This window comes from Neisseria sp. HMSC70E02 (assembly GCF_001838645.1).
Classification (GTDB): Bacteria; Pseudomonadota; Gammaproteobacteria; order Burkholderiales; family Neisseriaceae; genus Neisseria; species Neisseria macacae.
The window spans coordinates 39904-57180 of sequence record NZ_KV838147.1; the positions used below are offsets into that span (position 1 = coordinate 39904).

At 52.3% G+C, this 17277-nt stretch carries 9 protein-coding genes; 4 read left to right on the forward strand and 5 right to left on the reverse strand.

Annotation, left to right across the window (positions count from 1 at the left end; translation table 11 throughout):
• Nucleotides 1-31: 31 nt before the first annotated feature.
• Together HMPREF3277_RS12680 and greA are read left to right on the forward strand one after the other, a co-directional pair.
• Nucleotides 32-3181 (forward strand): DNA translocase FtsK, encoded by a 3150-nt coding sequence (locus HMPREF3277_RS12680; protein WP_070871325.1) that lies wholly within the window; start codon nucleotides 32-34, stop codon nucleotides 3179-3181.
• A gap of 281 nt (nucleotides 3182-3462) precedes the next feature.
• A complete protein-coding gene (gene greA / locus HMPREF3277_RS12685) occupies nucleotides 3463-3939 on the forward strand; it encodes a transcription elongation factor GreA (protein ID WP_003742680.1) in 477 nt (158 codons plus the stop codon).
• Between the two features lie 165 nt (nucleotides 3940-4104).
• Here the strand turns inward: greA and HMPREF3277_RS12690 are convergent, their stop codons facing one another.
• The 5 genes from HMPREF3277_RS12690 to glgB all read right to left on the reverse strand — a co-directional run bounded on the left by HMPREF3277_RS12690 (nucleotide 4105) and on the right by glgB (nucleotide 16004).
• The gene (locus HMPREF3277_RS12690; protein ID WP_070871326.1) at nucleotides 4105-6591 is read right to left on the reverse strand and encodes a glycogen/starch/alpha-glucan phosphorylase; all 2487 of its coding nucleotides are present in this window, start codon (nucleotides 6589-6591) and stop codon (nucleotides 4105-4107) included.
• A gap of 202 nt (nucleotides 6592-6793) precedes the next feature.
• Nucleotides 6794-8794 carry a glycogen debranching protein GlgX gene (gene glgX, locus HMPREF3277_RS12695; RefSeq protein ID WP_070871327.1) on the reverse strand — a complete coding sequence of 667 codons (2001 nt, stop codon included), beginning with the start codon at nucleotides 8792-8794 and terminating at the stop codon, nucleotides 6794-6796.
• A gap of 333 nt (nucleotides 8795-9127) precedes the next feature.
• A complete protein-coding gene (locus HMPREF3277_RS12700; RefSeq protein WP_070871328.1) occupies nucleotides 9128-10183 on the reverse strand; it encodes an HlyD family secretion protein in 1056 nt (351 codons plus the stop codon).
• Nucleotides 10184-10203: 20 nt separating this feature from the next.
• Complete coding sequence (locus HMPREF3277_RS12705; protein ID WP_003779018.1) at nucleotides 10204-10875, reverse strand: TetR/AcrR family transcriptional regulator; 672 nt, start codon at nucleotides 10873-10875, stop codon at nucleotides 10204-10206.
• Between the two features lie 818 nt (nucleotides 10876-11693).
• Nucleotides 11694-16004 carry a 1,4-alpha-glucan branching protein GlgB gene (gene glgB, locus HMPREF3277_RS12710; protein ID WP_070871329.1) on the reverse strand — a complete coding sequence of 1437 codons (4311 nt, stop codon included), beginning with the start codon at nucleotides 16002-16004 and terminating at the stop codon, nucleotides 11694-11696.
• A gap of 515 nt (nucleotides 16005-16519) precedes the next feature.
• On the opposite strand from glgB, the gene HMPREF3277_RS12715 reads away from it, so the two are divergent.
• Nucleotides 16520-16765 carry a hypothetical protein gene (locus tag HMPREF3277_RS12715; RefSeq protein WP_003761186.1) on the forward strand — a complete coding sequence of 82 codons (246 nt, stop codon included), beginning with the start codon at nucleotides 16520-16522 and terminating at the stop codon, nucleotides 16763-16765.
• Between the two features lie 58 nt (nucleotides 16766-16823).
• Nucleotides 16824-17153, forward strand: coding sequence for an NGK_0946 family protein (locus HMPREF3277_RS12720; RefSeq protein ID WP_003761187.1), 330 nt, complete (start codon nucleotides 16824-16826; stop codon nucleotides 17151-17153).
• Nucleotides 17154-17277: the final 124 nt, after the last annotated feature.

Consider the following 17277-nt stretch of genomic DNA (forward strand, 5'->3'; position numbering starts at 1 on the left):
CCTTTGCCGTTTATTTCAAGGGAAACAGCGAATGTTTTGGACAGTGCTGATTATCATTTTATTGTGTGCCATTTGCGGCGTATTTTGGCTGCACAGAAAACAAGAACGTGAGTGGCAGCACGAATTGGCGCGCTTAGAGCGCGGCATGCAAGAGGGCAAATATATTCCTAACGGTCAGGATGCTGATTCTCCACATCAATTTTCAGAAGATGCCAAAGCGGCATACGGAAAAACCATCGCACGCCTGCGCCTGATGGCGGCGCGTTACACTCCGCAGCAGGAGCAATTATCCGAGCAACCGGCAAACACTGAACACGAAGAATCTGAGACCGGTATGGAAGACATAGAGGGTTTCTTCGAAAGCCAAGAAGTAAAACACGAATATCATCAAGATGCCGATATTGAAAGGTCGTCTGAAAATCCGTCGGCAGAACAAGTCCCCCAAGCCGAGCCGCCTCAACAACACGCAGCCGAAAGGAAAGATACGCCGTATATCGTTCCTTTTGTCGAAACCGAAGAGCCTGAATATATTCCCCGTATCGTTAAAGACGAAGGCTTTGAAGAAATCACTTTGGAAGAAGCAACCCGTTCGCTCAATGAAGCGGCGTTACAGGAATGGGAAGAGCAGCAGACCGTCAGCCATCCTGCAGGCGACCGGAATAACGATGACGGGGAAATCCAACCCATCCGCGCATCGGTAACACCGATGAAAGGTTTGCAGATTATCGATTTCAACGATCCCGTACTGCGCCGGACCCGCGAGCGCGTCATGGCGGGCGTCAATGGCATCCAAATCCCCAAAGCCAGTGCGCCACATATCGAAACCGTGCAAACCGCATTGCGCACGGCCGAGCGCGAAGCCATTTTGCCTGTCGTTGACAATCTGGATAGCCGTGCAGAGATTGATGTGACGGACATTCGGAACACATTAGCTCGAAGTACGGCAGCACGCCAGCGCCTTGCCGCCGCTGTTGCGCCTGTGCGCGATTTCCAGCCGCAAATCATTCAAAACGATGAAATTTTGGCAAACCTGATTCCTGCAAGCCGCCGACGGACGGTTCGCCATGCTGAAGCGGCGGCGGAAAAACTGGCGCGCAAGCAGCAATCTGCTGCCGCGCAGGTGAAATTGTCGGAAGAAGCCGATCTGCGACCTGAGCAAACGGTTGAGCGTTCCGTCACACGCAAACCGCTGTTCCCGCCTAAAACGCTTCGCACCGAACCTGTCGCTCCGCCAAAAGAAAAAGCAGTCTATATTTCAAGACAGCCCGCCCCTACCGCAACCGTAGTCGAGCCGCCCGAAGTACCGACCGTTACCCCGACGCCAATCGATATCCCGACACCGCCGAGCTTTACGCCGCCAGCTGTTGCACCTGAAATCGTCGATCCTCCGGTAGCGCGCCCCGCTTGGGAAATCCCTGCTTTCCATTCTGAAGTCAATGCGCATGTCAGCGATAATCCTGTCCGCTCGATTCATGATTACTTAATCAGTGAATCCGAAACGGAGGATGAAGTCGCAGGCGGAAATATACAGAGAAATGCTGAAACCGAATCCACCCATACGGAAGATGCGGAAATTTCTGCCTTTGAACATCATCAGCCGATACATCATGCCGATCTTGCGACAGGTTATGCTGCCGATGATGCTGATGCAGATTCAGAAGAAGAGACCGGGGCGTTTTACAAGTTTTCAGACGACCTGAAGTACCCACTGCCAACCACAGACTTGCTCCTCCCGCCCCAATTCGACCCTGCCGCCACGCAGACCGAAGAAGAATTGCTGAACAACAGCATCACCATCGAAGAAAAGCTGGCGGAATTTAAGGTTAAAGTCAAAGTCGTGGATTCCTATTCCGGTCCGGTGATTACACGTTACGAAATCGAACCTGATGTCGGCGTGCGCGGCAATTCGGTCATAAACCTTGAAAAAGACCTCGCCCGCTCGCTCGGTGTTGCCTCTATCCGCGTCGTCGAAACCATACCCGGCAAAACCTGCATGGGCTTGGAGCTGCCGAACCCGAAACGCCAAATGATACGCCTGAGCGAAATCTTCAATTCACCCGCGTTTGCCGAATCCAAATCCAAGCTGACGCTCGCGCTCGGTCAGGACATTACCGGTCAGTCCGTCGTTACCGACTTGGGCAAAGCACCGCATTTGCTGGTTGCCGGTACGACCGGTTCGGGTAAATCGGTCGGCGTTAATGCCATGATTTTATCTATGCTCTTCAAAGCGACACCTGAAGACGTGCGCATGATTATGATTGACCCGAAAATGCTGGAATTGAGCATTTACGAAGGCATTCCGCACCTGCTCGCGCCCGTCGTTACTGACATGAAGCTGGCGGCCAACGCGCTTAACTGGTGCGTCAACGAAATGGAAAAACGCTATCGTTTGATGAGCCATGTGGGCGTTCGCAACCTTGCGGGCTTCAATCAAAAAATCATGGAAGCTGCCGCACAAGGCATGAAAATTGCCAACCCGTTCAGCCTGACGCCCGACGATCCCGAACCTTTGGAAAAACTGCCGTTTATCGTAGTCGTGGTTGACGAGTTTGCCGATTTGATGATGTCCGCAGGCAAGAAAATCGAAGAACTGATTGCCCGCCTTGCCCAAAAAGCCCGCGCGGCAGGCATCCATTTGATCCTTGCCACGCAACGCCCCAGCGTCGATGTCATCACAGGTCTGATTAAAGCCAACATCCCGACACGCATCGCTTTCCAAGTGTCCAGCAAAATCGACAGCCGCACGATTCTCGATCAAATGGGCGCGGAAAACCTGCTCGGACAAGGCGATATGCTGTTCCTGCCGCCCGGTACAGGTTATCCGCAACGTGTCCACGGCGCATTCGCTTCAGACGACGAAGTACACCGCGTAGTCGAATATTTGAAACAATTCGGCGAACCCGATTACATCGACGATATTCTGATGAGCGGCACAACCGACGATCTGCCGGGCATCAGCCGCAGCAGCGACAGCGAAGTTGATCCGATGTATGACGAAGCCGTCTCCGTCGTTCTGAAAACACGCAAAGCCAGCATTTCCGGTATCCAACGCCAATTACGCATCGGCTACAACCGCGCCGCCCGCCTGATTGACCAAATGGAAGCAGACGGCATCGTTTCGCCTGCCGAAACCAACGGCAACCGTACCGTTTTGGCGCAAAGCAGCGAACATTTGGACTAAAGCCACACCAGAGCAGGGAAAAAGCCGATTGCCGTTGCAGTTTCCCCCGATTTTGGTACAATACCGCCATTCATTCTTACACAGACAAGCCGCCGAGATTTAGGCGGCTTGTATTTTTATTTTCATTTTGCGGATTTTATAGTGGATTAAGTTTAAACCAGTACTGTGCTGTACTGTCTTCGGGCTTCGTCGCCTTGTCCTGATTTAAACTTAATCCACTATATTTACCGTGTTTTTACCAGGCAAAAGCAGTCCAAACGCTTTTGCGGAGATGACAAACCATGCAAAAAATTCCATTGACCGTACGCGGCGCAGAATTGCTCAAACAAGAATTGCAACGCCTCAAAAGCGTTGCCCGTCCCGAAATCATCGAAGCCATCGCCGAAGCCCGTTCGCACGGCGACTTGTCCGAAAACGCAGAATACGAAGCCGCCAAAGAAAAACAAGGCTTTATCGAAGGACGAATTTCCGAGTTGGAACACAAATTGTCCATGGCGCACATCATCAATCCCGCTGAGATCCACGCAGAAGGCAAAATCGTCTTCGGTACGACCGTAACACTGGAAGATTTGGAAACCGAAGAACACGTTACCTATCAAATCGTCGGCGAAGACGAAGCGGACATCAAAGAAGGCAAAATCTACGTCGGCTCCCCCATTGCCCGCGCCCTAATCGGCAAAGAGGAAGGCGATGTCGCCGAAGTGCAAGCCCCCGGCGGCGTTCGCGAATACGACATTATTTCGGTTCAATATATCTGATTGCACCGAATAGCCTTGATATAAAGAGAACAGAGGTCGTCTGAAAACCAAGGAAAATGGTTTTCAGACGACCCTTCTTACAGGGTTCTCCTTGAACTAAGCCATACAAGCAAAAACAGCCGATACTTTCCCGTATCGGCTGTTTCGTTTACTGCTTCATTCATATCAAACTAATTGGTGCTTAGGCAGCTCTTTCAAAGTCAGCGGCTTGATGTACCAAATATCGCGGCAGTAGTCGGCGATGGATCGGTCGGACGAGAAGAAGCCCATATTGGCGATGTTGATCAATGCGGATCTTCGCCATGCGGCAACATTGCGGTAGTGTTCGTCCGCTTTGTATTGCGTGTCGATGTAGCTGCGGAAATCCGCCATCAGTTGATAGAAATCGCCGTAAGGTTGCAGGACGTCGTTATAGCGGTTCGGCTCTTCGGGGGAGAATGTGCCGCTGCTGATTTGGTTGACGACGCGGCGCAGGTCGTGATCGCGTTCGATGTAGCCCAGCGGATCGTAGCCGTTGCGGCGAAGTTCTTCCACTTGCTCGACGGTGTTGCCGAAGATAAAGCAGTTGTCCGCGCCGACTTTTTCCAGAATTTCAACGTTCGCGCCGTCCAGCGTACCCATGCAGAGCGCGCCGTTGAGGGCGAATTTCATGTTGCTGGTACCCGATGCCTCTGTGCCTGCCAATGAGATTTGTTCGTGCAAATCGGCGGCGGGGATGATGATTTGGGCGAGGCTGACGCTGTAATTCGGGATATAGACGACTTTAATCAGGTCGCGGATGCGTTCGTCGTTGTTGATGGTTTTCGCTACGTCGTTAATCAGGCGGATGATTTTTTTCGCCATGTAGTAGGCGGATGCGGCTTTACCGGCAAAGATGAAAACGCGCGGCTGCCAGTCGAAATCTGGGTTTTCCAAGATTTTGTTGTAGCGGTCGACGATGTGCATCACGTTCAACGCCTGACGTTTGTATTCGTGGATGCGTTTGATTTGAATGTCAAACAGCGCGTCCGTGTTAACCTTGATGCCCAATTCGGTTTCGATGTATTTGGCGAGGCGTTCTTTGGCGGCTTTTTTCACTGCGCCGAATTCTGCCTGCACGCTTGCATCGTCAACTTTTTCGTTGAGCTTGGTCAGATTGTCCAAATGCAGGCGCCAGTCGTCTTCGCCGAGATGTTTGTCGAGGAAGGTGGTCAGCGGCGGATTGGCAATGTTGATCCAGCGGCGCGGGGTTACGCCGTTGGTCACGTTGGTGAAACGTTCGGGGAACACTTTGGCAAAGTCGGCGAAGATGGAAGTGGTCATCAGGTCGGAGTGGATTTTCGCCACGCCGTTGACTTTGTGCGAACCGATGACTGCCAGCCATGCCATGCGGACACGGCGGCCGTTGTTCTCATCGATGATGGACACGCGGCGGACGAAGTCGTCGTCGAAGTTGCCGATGGCGCGCAGGGCGTTCAGGAAGTAGGCGTTGATTTCAAAGATGATGTCCAAATGGCGCGGCAGCAGGCGGCCCATCAAATCGACCGGCCAAGTTTCCAAGGCTTCGCTCATCAGGGTGTGGTTGGTGTAAGAGAAAATCTTGCAGCACATATTCCATGCTTCGGTCCATGCGATGCCTTCTTCGTCAATCAGGATGCGCATCAGCTCGGGAATCGCCAGCACGGGGTGGGTATCGTTCAGGTGGATGGCGACTTTGTCGGCAAGGTTTTTGATGCTGGGGAAACGGCATTTGTGGCGCGCCACAATGTCTTGTACGGATGCGGAAACCAAGAAATATTCCTGTTTCAGGCGCAGTTCGCGGCCGCTGTCGGTGGAGTCGTTCGGATAGAGGACGCGCGAGATATTTTCATCACTGTTTTGCGCACGGACTGCGGAAGCGTAATCGCCGCGGTTGAAGTCTGCCAAGTCGAAGCGGTTACCGGCGTGAGCCGTCCACAGGCGCAACGGGTTGGCGACGTCGCCGCCGTAGCCGGGAATGATTTCATCGTATGCCATCGCGGAAATTTCTTCGCTCGGATGCCATTCTTTTTTGTCACCCATATTGATGACCTGTCCGCCGAAGCTGACGGCGTATTGTTTGCTCGGGCGGCCGATTTGCCATGCCAAATCTTGGTCGAGCCACAAATCGGGTTTTTCGACCTGCTGGCCGTCCACGATTTCTTGTTTGAACATACCGTATTGATAGCGGATGCCGTAGCCCATGGCGGGAATGCGCAAGGTGGCGAGCGAGTCGAGGAAGCAGGCGGCCAGGCGGCCCAAACCGCCGTTGCCCAAGCCGGGGTCTTGTTCTTGTTCGCAGATGTCGGCGAACTCTTTACCCAGTTGTTTGAACGCCTCTTCAAATTCGGCATACACGCCTTCGTTAATCAAAGCGTTGACGAAGGCGCGTCCCAACAGGAATTCCATGGAAAGGTAGTAAACCATGCGTTTGCCGTTGTCGATGTGGGCGCGGCGTGTTTGCAGGAAGTCTTCGGCAATCAGGTCGCGCGCGGCGAGCATGGCGGCGTTGAGCCATTGGTGTTCGGTCGCCTCTTTCGGATCGACGCCCAAAATGAAAATCAATTTATAGACGATGGACTTGCGGATGGTTTCGGCATCCGGTTTCGGCATGACATAATCAAAACCTGAAATGGGTTGTTTTTTCTTAGCCATGATAGCCTTTCTCTGTTGGGGATGGGATGATGAAGCGGGGAATTTGTATCTTTTGGCGGTCTGAGGTCGTCTGAAAAGCCGTATGCCTTTATGTTCCGTTAAGCAAGTCAAGCAGGTAAATTTATTACTCATCTTCGACATTATAACTGAGGCAGTTTAAATAATAGGGTTTCTTTTAAAAACATCTTATTAATGACATATGTCATATATTCGGCGATGTATTTTTACGTTGCAAAATCCAAATACCCATATGTTCGACTGTCAGCTTGCCGTCTGCATTGTAATTAAACTTCTCGGATGGTACGCAAGAAATCTGCCAACTTCCTTGAGGCAGGTTAAATATTTGTTGACTACGCTTGGCATTGATCAACAGCAGCCATTCATCATCCAAAACGATCTGCATGGCTTTTGCGCCGCGGTTGTGCCAACAAAGCTCGCTCATCGGTTCGCCTTGAATATTGAGCCAGCGGACGCGCTCTTGTTTCCACCAGACATCATCGCCCAATAATTTGATTTCTTGGCGCAGGCGGATTAAATCGCGCGTATAGCCTTGCAACGCTTCGTCCGCCTGCTGCCAATCCAGCCAAGTAATCGGGTTGTCCTGACAATAACTATTGTTGTTCCCCTGTTGGCTGTTGCCGAACTCGTCACCCGCCAGCAGCATGGGCGTGCCGTTGGCAAGGAACAGCGAAGCAAGCAAGGCTTTGACGGTGTAGGAGCGGTCTTCCAAAATTGCCGCATCTTCGGTTTCGCCCTCGATGCCGTGGTTATAGCTGATGTTTTCGTTATGCCCGTCGCGGTTGTCTTCGCCGTTGGCATGGTTGTGTTTTTCGTTGTAGCTGACCAAATCGCGCAGCGTAAAACCATCGTGTGCGGTGATGAAATTGATGCTGGCGGAAGGATGACGGCCGCTGTGGTTGAAAATATCAGACGACCCCGCCAGACGTTCGGCAAACGCACCTAAATTGCCGCTTTCCCACACCCAAAACGCGCGCATATCGTCGCGGAAACGTCCGTTCCACTCGGCAAAAGGCTGCGGGAAATTGCCCAAGTGATAGCCGCCTTCGCCAATGTCCCACGCCTCGACAATCAGTTTGCAGCGTGCCAACACGGGGTCTTGGTACACCACCTGAAAAAAGCGTCCGTAAGCCTGAAAATCGGGTTCGCGCCCCAATACCGTTCCCAAGTCGAAGCGGAAACCGTCCACATGAAACGTTTCCGCCCAATAGCGCAGGCTGTCCGCCGCCCAACGGGTTACGTCGCGGCGGACGATGTTCAACGTATTGCCGCAGCCCGACCAGTTTTCATAGCTGCCGTCGGGCTTCAGCCAATACCACAAAGCATTGTCTATGCCGCGCTGGCAAAGCATCGGACCTTTTTCATCCTGCTCGGCGGTATGGTTGTACACGACATCCAATATCACTTCCAAGCCCGCCTGATGCAAGGCTTTGACCGCCTGCTTCAATTCTTCTGCCGCACGCTCGGCATCGGCGGCATAAGACGGCTCGACGGCAAAATGGGAATAAGTGTTGTAGCCCCAATAATTGCTCAAGCCCTTTTTTTGCAAGTGGTATTCGTCCAAATGCTGGTGTACCGGCAGCAGCTCGACGGCGGTAACGCCCAAAGTTTTCAAATAATCAATCACGCGCGGATCGGTCAGCGCTTGATACGTTCCCGCGTGTTCCAAATCGGGGAACTGCTTGGTAAACCCTTTCACATGGGCTTCATACACTATCGTCCTGCCCCACGGATGGTTCGGACGGCGGTCGCCGCCCCAATCAAAATCATCATCGCCCACTACCACACTTTTGGGCGCCACCGCCGCATTGTCCCGCCCGTCTTCCGGACGAAACCATGCCATTTCCTCCTCGTCCCGATAACTCGGTTTGCCATCGATTTTTTTGGAATACGGGTCAATCAACAATTTGTTTGGATTGAAACACGAGCCGCCCGGCGCATCAGCGCGTCCGTAAACACGAAAACCATACCGCTGCCCTGCCCTAACCTCCGGCACAAAGCCGTAAAATACCGACCCGCGCCGCGAAGGCATTTCCAAACGGGTTTCCTTTCCCTTGTCAAAGAGGCACAGCTCGACTTTTTCGGCATGGATGGAAAACAGCGCAAAATTCGCCCCTTCCTCAGTCAGCGACACGCCCATCGGATAAGGCGCACCTTCTTCAATGCGCCATGTTTTGGTTTTCATTTTGTTTGTCCTGATTTGATGGAGACGCTTCGGGCTGCGCTTCCGGATAGATGTTCTTTTTATAGTGGATTAACTTTAAACCAGTACGGCGTTACCTCTCCTTAGCTCAAAGAGAACGATTCTCTAAGGTGCTGAAGCACCAAGTGAATCGGTTCCGTACTATCTGTACTGTCTACGGCTTCGTCGCCTTGTCCTGATTTATGTTAATTCCACTATAATGTGGTGATGCTTGAAGGGAAAGAGGTCGTCTGAAAAGCAAAATCCCGTTTTCAGACGACCTCTTCCAGCCATAAACCTTTGTTTTAACTTGAGGTAGTCCGAATTTGAGCGCTATTAATTCGGCAACCTCACCGCCAAATCGGCAGGCCAAGCCGCCTTAGCGTCGGTTTTTACAAAACCATTGCCCGTCAGCCCGCCTTTCAGCAGGCGGTTGTATTTCACCGCCGTTTCGCGCGGCACTTGCAATTTCACTTTAAACATCAGCTTCGCGCGTTCATCGACCGTTTCCACCGACTTAGGCGTAAATTGCGCGTCCGTCGCGATAAATTTGATTTTGGCGGGAAACACCGCGTCAATGCCGTCCAAACGGATACGCGCATCATCATTGACTTTCAGACGACTCATGCTGTCGGTCGGCAGGAAAATATTCATCGAAACATCGGCAGGATCAAGCAGGCTGACCACTTTCGAACCCGCCGCGACCACGTTGCCCGCTTCCGCAATGGTGTATTCCACCCTGCCGGCTATCGGCGCGCGGATGTTCATATCATCGTTGGCGGATGTGGCCGATTTGACTGCCGCCCTCGCCTGTTCCACACCGGCGCGCGCTTCCGCTTGCGCGGCGGTACTTTGCGCCACCGTCGCCCGCGCTTCGTCCCGCGCCGCTTCTGCCGCTTTGACCGCTGCGACAGCGCGTTCATAATCCGCCTGACGCTTGGTGACTTCCGATTGCGACACCAGCTGGTCGGCAAGCAATTTGCGCGCATTGTCCAGCTCCATTTTCGCCACACGAAGCTGCTGCCTGTTCGCGTCCACATTCGCCTGCGCGCGCGCAACCGTCTGTTTCATCTGCGCTTCGGCGGCTTTGGCGCGCCCGACCGCCTCTTCTTGCCGCAATTCTGCCGCCCGCGCTTCTTCCAAACGGCTGTTGCTGGTTTCAGACGACAGTTCCGCCAGAATATCGCCCTCTTTCACGTCCGCGCCCTCTTCCACCAATACCGCCTTCACCCGCCCCGGATACAGGCTGGCGACATCAATGCGGTTCAGCTCCAGCCGCCCGTTGGATTGCGCAATCCATGCCGGTAGGGTTTCTTTTTGGTTTTGAAGGACATACCACACGCCGCCCGCAGCCAGCGCGACGGCAAGAGAAGCAATAACAGCTTTTTTCATGTTGCGTTACACCTTAATCGTCAAAACGGACGCGCCTTAGAGCGGTAATGCGGAAACAGCGCGGCAAACGCCCAATCTATCCTTTGGTGGATGGACGAATCGGTCAGCAAATCCTCATGCCGCCCGTTCATCTCATCGGTCAGTATCCCCAGCATACGGTAGCGCGTGTTCATAATCATCGGCGAGATGACCGCGCCGTTGAGAAACTCAAACTGATTAAACAGAGCCAGTTCCGGCACATCCTCCCTGCCGTTGCACGCCTTAATATGCTGAATCATCCCGCAGGCAAGCATCTTATGCTGCTTTTTCAACGCTTTGGTAATCAAATCCACGCCTTCTTCGCTGTCCAGCAGCATCCTGTGTATCCACGCCAAATGTTCGCGTATCGTTACCGCCAGCCGCCAGACAATCTGATACAGCCGCTCCGTATCTTCGATATTTTGGGCAAAATCGAACGACACCCGCCCCAAAGCCCGATTGCTGTACTCAATCAACATCGCCTTCACGAATTCGTCTTTATCGGCAAACATCCTATTGAACGTTTCCAAATTCGAATTCAAATGCTCCGCGATCGCCTGCTCGGACAGCCGCTTGTAGCCGCATCTGGGATAAAAATGAATGCCTGCAGAAATAAATTGCGCACTGGTCACACCGTTCATTATCTTCACCTCATCTGCCTGTATTGTTGTCATAGGACAAATATCCAAGACTCAAATGAAACAAAAATCTTCTGAAATATCAGACCGCCTTCAGACGCTACTGTTGCAAACCAACGCCCCATCCCAAGCCGAGCCGATACAAATGCCAACCAACCGTTATTTTATAGTGGATTAACTTTAAATCAGGACAAGGCGCCGAAGCCGCAGGACAGTACAGATAGTACGGCAAGGCGAGGCAACGCCGTACTGGTTTAAAGTTAATCCACTATAATGAGCACGCAAAACGCCCCGATTCCGTCATCCTGTCTGTTTTTTTATTTCACTATATAACAAACCGCCCCCGCCTTCAATGCAAGCTATCTTCCAATTATCATTAAAATCCGATAGTTAAATTTGTTTTGAGAAGATATGGGTCGTCTGAAAAAACGGTTTTAGACGATTTGAAGGAGGCACTAACATAAACCAATACCCTTAAAACCCAGTATCGTTGAACTGCAAGCCTGACGGTTTGCCGCCATTCTTGCCCGAGTAACAACGGCTGAGCAAACATAAATGAAAATATAGTGGACTAAATTTAAACCAGTACGGCGTGTTGCCTCGCCTTAGCTCAAAGAGAACGATTCTCTAAGGTGCTGAAGCACCAAGTGAATCGGTTCCGTACTATCTGTACTGTCTACAGCTTCGTCGCCTTGTCCTGATTTAAATTTAATCCCACTATAACAAGACGAAACCTTATTCGTTCCCCCAAAAAAATTTCAGACGACCCCTTCATCTCAAAAGGTCGTCTGAAACAGACAAAGCGGTTGGTTTGAAGCTGTCTTTCTGCGTTCAAAAACAAGTTCAGTTCAAGCTTACGCTTCGCCTTCTGCCTGATCGGCTGAGTCCGTTGCCCTGGGCTCGGCGGCTTTGTAGAGGTAAACCGTTGCCAGCGGCGGGACTTTGACGGCGAGCGAGTTGGGTCTGCCGTGCGACCAGATTTCTTCGGTCTGCAGGGTTTGTCCGGCGGATACGCCGCTGCCGTTGTAGCCGGGGTCGTCTGAATTGAGGATTTCGCGGTATTCGCCGGCTTCGTTCACGCCGAAGCGGTAGCTGTCGTGGACGACGGGCGTGAAGTTGCTGATGACGATGACGCGGTTGCCTTCGCGGTCGCGGCGTTCGAAGACGAAGACGGAATTGTTGCCGTCGTCGGCAACCAGCCATTCGAAGCCTTCCGGCCATTGGTCGAGCTGGTAAAGCGGCGCGGTGTCTTTATAGACGCGGTTCAAATCGCGCACGAAGTTTTGTACGCCTTTGTGCCAGCCGCCTTCTTGGTCGAGCAGGAACCAATCCAGTCCTTCGTTGTAGTTCCACTCTCTGCCTTGCGCGAACTCGTTGCCCATAAACAGGAGTTTTTTGCCGGGGAAGCCGTACATGAAGCCGTAGTAGGCGCGCAGGTTGGCGAATTGCTGCCAGCAGTCGCCGGGCATCCGTCCGAGCAGCGAGCGTTTGCCGTGTACGACTTCGTCGTGCGAGAGCGGCAGGACGAAGTTTTCGCTGTATTGGTACATCATGCCGAAGGTCATTTTGTTGTGGTGGTATTTGCGGTTGATGGGGTCTTCCATCATGTAGCGCAAAGTGTCGTTCATCCAGCCCATGTTCCATTTGTAACTGAAGTTCAAGCCTTCTTGGCGGGTTACGTTGGCGAACGAGGTCGATTCTTCGGCGATTTCGGTGGCAGACGGGACGACCTCTTTCAGCATGGTATTGGTATCGCGCAGGAAGGCGATGGCTTCGAGGTTTTCATGGCCGCCGTATTGGTTGGGTATCCATTCACCGTCTTTGCGCGAGTAGTTGCGGTAAATCATGGAGGCGACGGCGTCTACGCGAATGCCGTCGAAACCGAAACGCTCTATCCAATACAGGGCATTGCCTTGCAGGAAGTTTTTGACTTCGTTTCTGCCGAAGTTGTAAATCAGGGTGTTCCAGTCTTGGTGGTAGCCTTCGCGCGGGTCGGCGTGTTCGTACAGCGCGGTACCGTCAAACTTGGCAAGCCCGTGGTCGTCGGTCGGGAAGTGTCCGACCACCCAGTCGAGAATGACGCCGATGCCTTCGTTGTGGGCGGCTTTAATCAGGGCACGCAATTCGTCGGGCGAACCGAAACGGCTGGTCGGCGCATACAATCCTGTCGCCTGATAGCCCCACGAGCCGTCAAACGGATATTCGGACACGGGCAGGAACTCGATATGGGTGAAGCCCATGTCTTTGACGTATGCTACCAAGTCTTTGGCAAGCTGTTCGTAAGTCAGCCAGAAGTTGTTTTCGGGATTGCGTTTCCACGAACCCAAATGCACTTCATAAATGCTGATAGGCGCATCAATGGCGTTGGCACGGGCGCGGAAGTCGGGTGTGTCCACCTTTTCCGGCAAACCGCGCACGACAGACGCGGTATTCGGGCGCAACTCTGCGCCAAAGGCATACGGGTCGGTTTTTTGCCGAACATTGCCGTTGGCATCGCGGATTTCAAATTTGTAGAGGGCGTTGAGTTTGACGGCGGGGATGAAGATGTCCCAAATGCCGTTGTCGCGGTGGAAACGCATGACGTGGCGGCGGCCGTCCCAGTGGTTGAATTCGCCGATGACGGATACGCGCTGCGCGTTCGGCGCCCATACGGCAAAGCTGACGCCTTTCACGCCGTCCACTTCGGCAAAATGCGCGCCTAAAGTTTCATACGGACGCAGGTGTTTGCCTTCCGCCAGCAACCAAGAATCCATGTCTTTCAAGGCGGAGCCGAAGCGGTATGGGTCTTCTTCGCGCACAGGCTCGGCATCTTCGGTATAACGGACGTTCAAAGCATAGTCGGGCGCGCCTTCGGGCAGCACGGCAACGAAGAATCCGCGTTCATCGACTTTTTCAGACGACGTAATCACCTCGCCGCTTTCTCGGTTGACAATATCCACGCCCGAAGCGTTCGGAATCAGGGTCCGCACGACCTCGTCGCCTTCGGCAAGGCGGTGTCGTCCCAAATAGGCGAACAAATCGCTGTGGGTGGCAAGAAACAGGCTTTCGACCGTGTCGCGTTCGACTTGGTCAAGCTCGTGATAAGGCTTCATCCGGCTGTTTTTCTTCATGCGTACCTCTCCAATCATGGCAAGTTGGCCGCCCATCAGGCGGTTGTGGGGAAAATCTTCAAGCGCGACGGGCATTTTGCGCGCCCAGTTAGGATAACCCTCGGAAACGCCCGGCACATTCAGGTTGTCGCTCATGCCCAGCAGGTTTTCCAGCTGCACCGCATACAGTTTGCTGCGGCTCATGGCGGCATACCAGTGCAAGGCGGTTAACAGCGTTTCATCAATTTCAGACGACATCTCGGCGTCGGCAGGCAGGCAGCCTGCGTGTTTCAACTTATCGAACAAATCCGCCTTATCGTGTTCGCGCGCTTCCAAGGTCGTCTGAAAAGTTTCCGCATCGGGAATCGTACCCAAGCGGAACATCAAATCCAAATCCTTGCCCGTCCAATAGCCTGCCAAGGGCGCGACATCGTGCGTGCTGACCACCGTAATCGCCTGTTCGGGATATTCTTCGGGCAACTCAAAGCCGTGCCAGCCTTTGCTGAAATACACGACCTTATAAGAAAACACCTGATAGCGGTTCAGCAAATACCGCGCCTGATCGGGTACCGTCCCCAAATCCTCGCCGATAACGACGCATTGGTTCCGCCGGCTTTCCAAAGCCAGGATGGCAAACATCACATCTGCGTCGTAATGCACATACGCGCCAAAGTCCGCCGTCTTGCCCGCAACCCACCACAGACGACACAAAGCCATCACATGATCGATGCGCAAGATGCCGTAAAGCCGCATATTTTCACGCAAAAGGCGGACGAACTTCTCATAACCCGTGTGCTTCAACATCATCGGATTGAGCGGCGGCAAATCCCAGTTTTGCCCCGTCGGGCTGAATGGATCGGGCGGCGCACCGACCGCCATATCCATGCAGTAATCGGCGCGGTTAAGCCAAGTGTCCGCGCTGCCGCGTGCTACGCCGACCGCCAAATCGCCGTAAATCCCCAGCTTCACGCTGCGCGCCGCAGCCGTCTCGTTCACTTCGCGCAACTGCTCCGCGCAAAGCCATTGCAGCCACATATAAAAACGGATTTCGCGGCGATGGCCCTGTGCAAATCTTTGAACTGCCTCACCATGCGGATCATGAAACTCCGCCGGCCAAGACAGCCAACCCACTTCACCGGAGCGGTTGTAATACTGATCCAACGCCTCAAACAAACCGAAGCCTTCCAAAGCCCAGCCGCGTTCTTCGACAAAGGCGTCAAATGCCGCCCGCTCTTGTTCGGCGGCTTCGCATCCGTCGTTTTCAAACGCGTCAAACGCCCTCTGCAAAGCATCGCGCTTGAACGCCCAAACCGCCGTATAAGCGACGGTTTCCGTAATCCGCAACGCCGCAATGCGCTGGCAGATATTCGGCTGCTTGAGCCAGTTTTTCAGCTTTTCGTTGTAAGTAAACGCGCCGACCTTTTCCACATCCAGATAAATCGGATTGAGCCATTCGCGCGAAGACGGGCTGTACGGGCTGGCAAAAGCAGGCTTGGCACTGAAAAGCGCATGCAGCGGATTGATGCCGACGAAATCCAGTTGCTTATCCGCCGCAAACGCCATCAAATCCAGCAAATCGGTAAAATCCCCGATGCCCCAGTTCCGTTGCGAACGCAGGCTGTACAGATGCGTTGTCAGTCCGTTCATGCGCAAACCGTGTTCCAGCGTTTTCGGCTGATAAACCGACTGCGGCGCAACCACCAGCCGCACCTTGCGGACGCCGCCTTCCACTTCCGCAGACAAAGTGTAATAGCCGCAAGCCAAAGCCGGCAGCGCAACCCAAAGCGCGCCGTCTTCGCCATGGCTCAACACCAAAACCTGCCGTCCGCCCGCTTCGTCTTCCAAGCAAATTTCAGCCGCGTCATGAAACTCAGCAGGCAGTTGCAAAGATTCCCGACCGTTTTCATGCGCGACCAAAGTATCCGCATAAAGGTCGTCTGAAAAACCGTCCTGCTGCAAAGCCTTAATAATCCCTTCCAAAACCTCGGGCTTGGTCGCATGATAAATTCCACCGATGTCGTGGAAACCCAAATCAATACCCAAGCCTACAGCCTGCTCTTCCAAATGTTCGCTCATGACACAATTCGCCTGTTTACAATAAACCGAATCTTAATATAAATAAGATTGAATGTTTCCCATAATTCAGAGAAAACAACCCTTCAGACCAGAATTTCCCTGCTTAGTTTGACTTATCCCAAAATTTTGATTGATGACTCTAAAGACATGCTGACAAAACGGCGGGAAAATTTCTATTATCATAATATTCTAAATAGTAGACATCTTTTTCGTTGTTTCAGCAGCAAACCTAAGTATTTCTCATTTAATCTCTGAAATTCTTTTTTCGTAAGATTTAAATAAGTTTTCCAAGTAATAATTTATCGAGGAACTTCCATAAAACCCAATATTGTCATACAGTTTCATTGCAAAAAACGATTTGATTTGTTTCTTCCATATATGAAATAAATTCCAAAACATTCGTTAATATACTTTTTTGAATTACGACAGAAGTTTTAACTTGTAAATTCCATAAGATTAAAATAATATACAGAAAATTTTTCACCAGCCCTTCTTTTCATCTGAGATTATTACCTATGTTAAAACAAGCTATTTTACTGACTGCTCTGATTGGTGCGCTTACCGGCTGTACTTACGGCCATATGCACTACTCACCATCCTATGAACAAGAAGCCACCATGCGTGCCGACTCCCGCCGCGTTCAAGCTGACGAACGTGCAGAACGTGCAGAGCGCCGCCGCGAGCGCCGTCAAGAAATGATGGATGAAGCCGACGCTATCAACCGCGCAAACCGCAACAACCGCATCTACATCCTTCACTGATCACCGGTCCTTACGGATTATTGGATTCCTAATACTTATATTTCAAACAGGTAACATCATGAAAAATAAAATCGCAGCCCTGCTCCTGACTTCTTTCGTTATCACCGGTTGCTCTGCGCCCGGAGGCTCCGTAGGCGATTTGGCTATCGGTAGCGATTCCGCAGCCATCAAAGCTGGCCGCAACCGCGAATCTGCACAACTCTCCCGTGCCGAGCTGGAACAACACCGCCGTCAACGTACCAATGTTTCAGAAGAGTTGGCATTGGAACGCGAAAAACGTCAAGACAAACGTGACCAAGTCAACGGCGCAATGGGTACCGCAGCCAATGCAGTCGGCTTGATTGGCGGTATCGCAGGTACTGCCGCTTTGATCAAAGCTTGGTTCTAATTTAGCAGGTATTCGTAAAAAACGACCGATACAGCGTATCGGTCGTTTTTCTTATTCTCGGCTTCTTCATAGGTTAATTAAGTTTAAACTTTCTATAGTGGATTAACTTTAAACCAGTACGGCG

Bases quoted from the DNA above. Each gene is read 5' to 3' on its own strand.
- HMPREF3277_RS12680 (WP_070871325.1), top strand. From the start codon at position 32: ATGTTTTGGACAGTGCTGATTATCATTTTATTGTGTGCCATTTGCGGC.
- greA (WP_003742680.1), top strand. From the start codon at position 3,463: ATGCAAAAAATTCCATTGACCGTACGCGGCGCAGAATTGCTCAAACAA.
- HMPREF3277_RS12690 (WP_070871326.1), bottom strand. From the start codon at position 6,591: ATGGCTAAGAAAAAACAACCCATTTCAGGTTTTGATTATGTCATGCCG.
- glgX (WP_070871327.1), bottom strand. From the start codon at position 8,794: ATGAAAACCAAAACATGGCGCATTGAAGAAGGTGCGCCTTATCCGATG.
- HMPREF3277_RS12700 (WP_070871328.1), bottom strand. From the start codon at position 10,183: ATGAAAAAAGCTGTTATTGCTTCTCTTGCCGTCGCGCTGGCTGCGGGC.
- HMPREF3277_RS12705 (WP_003779018.1), bottom strand. From the start codon at position 10,875: ATGACAACAATACAGGCAGATGAGGTGAAGATAATGAACGGTGTGACC.
- glgB (WP_070871329.1), bottom strand. From the start codon at position 16,004: ATGAGCGAACATTTGGAAGAGCAGGCTGTAGGCTTGGGTATTGATTTG.
- HMPREF3277_RS12715 (WP_003761186.1), top strand. From the start codon at position 16,520: ATGTTAAAACAAGCTATTTTACTGACTGCTCTGATTGGTGCGCTTACC.
- HMPREF3277_RS12720 (WP_003761187.1), top strand. From the start codon at position 16,824: ATGAAAAATAAAATCGCAGCCCTGCTCCTGACTTCTTTCGTTATCACC.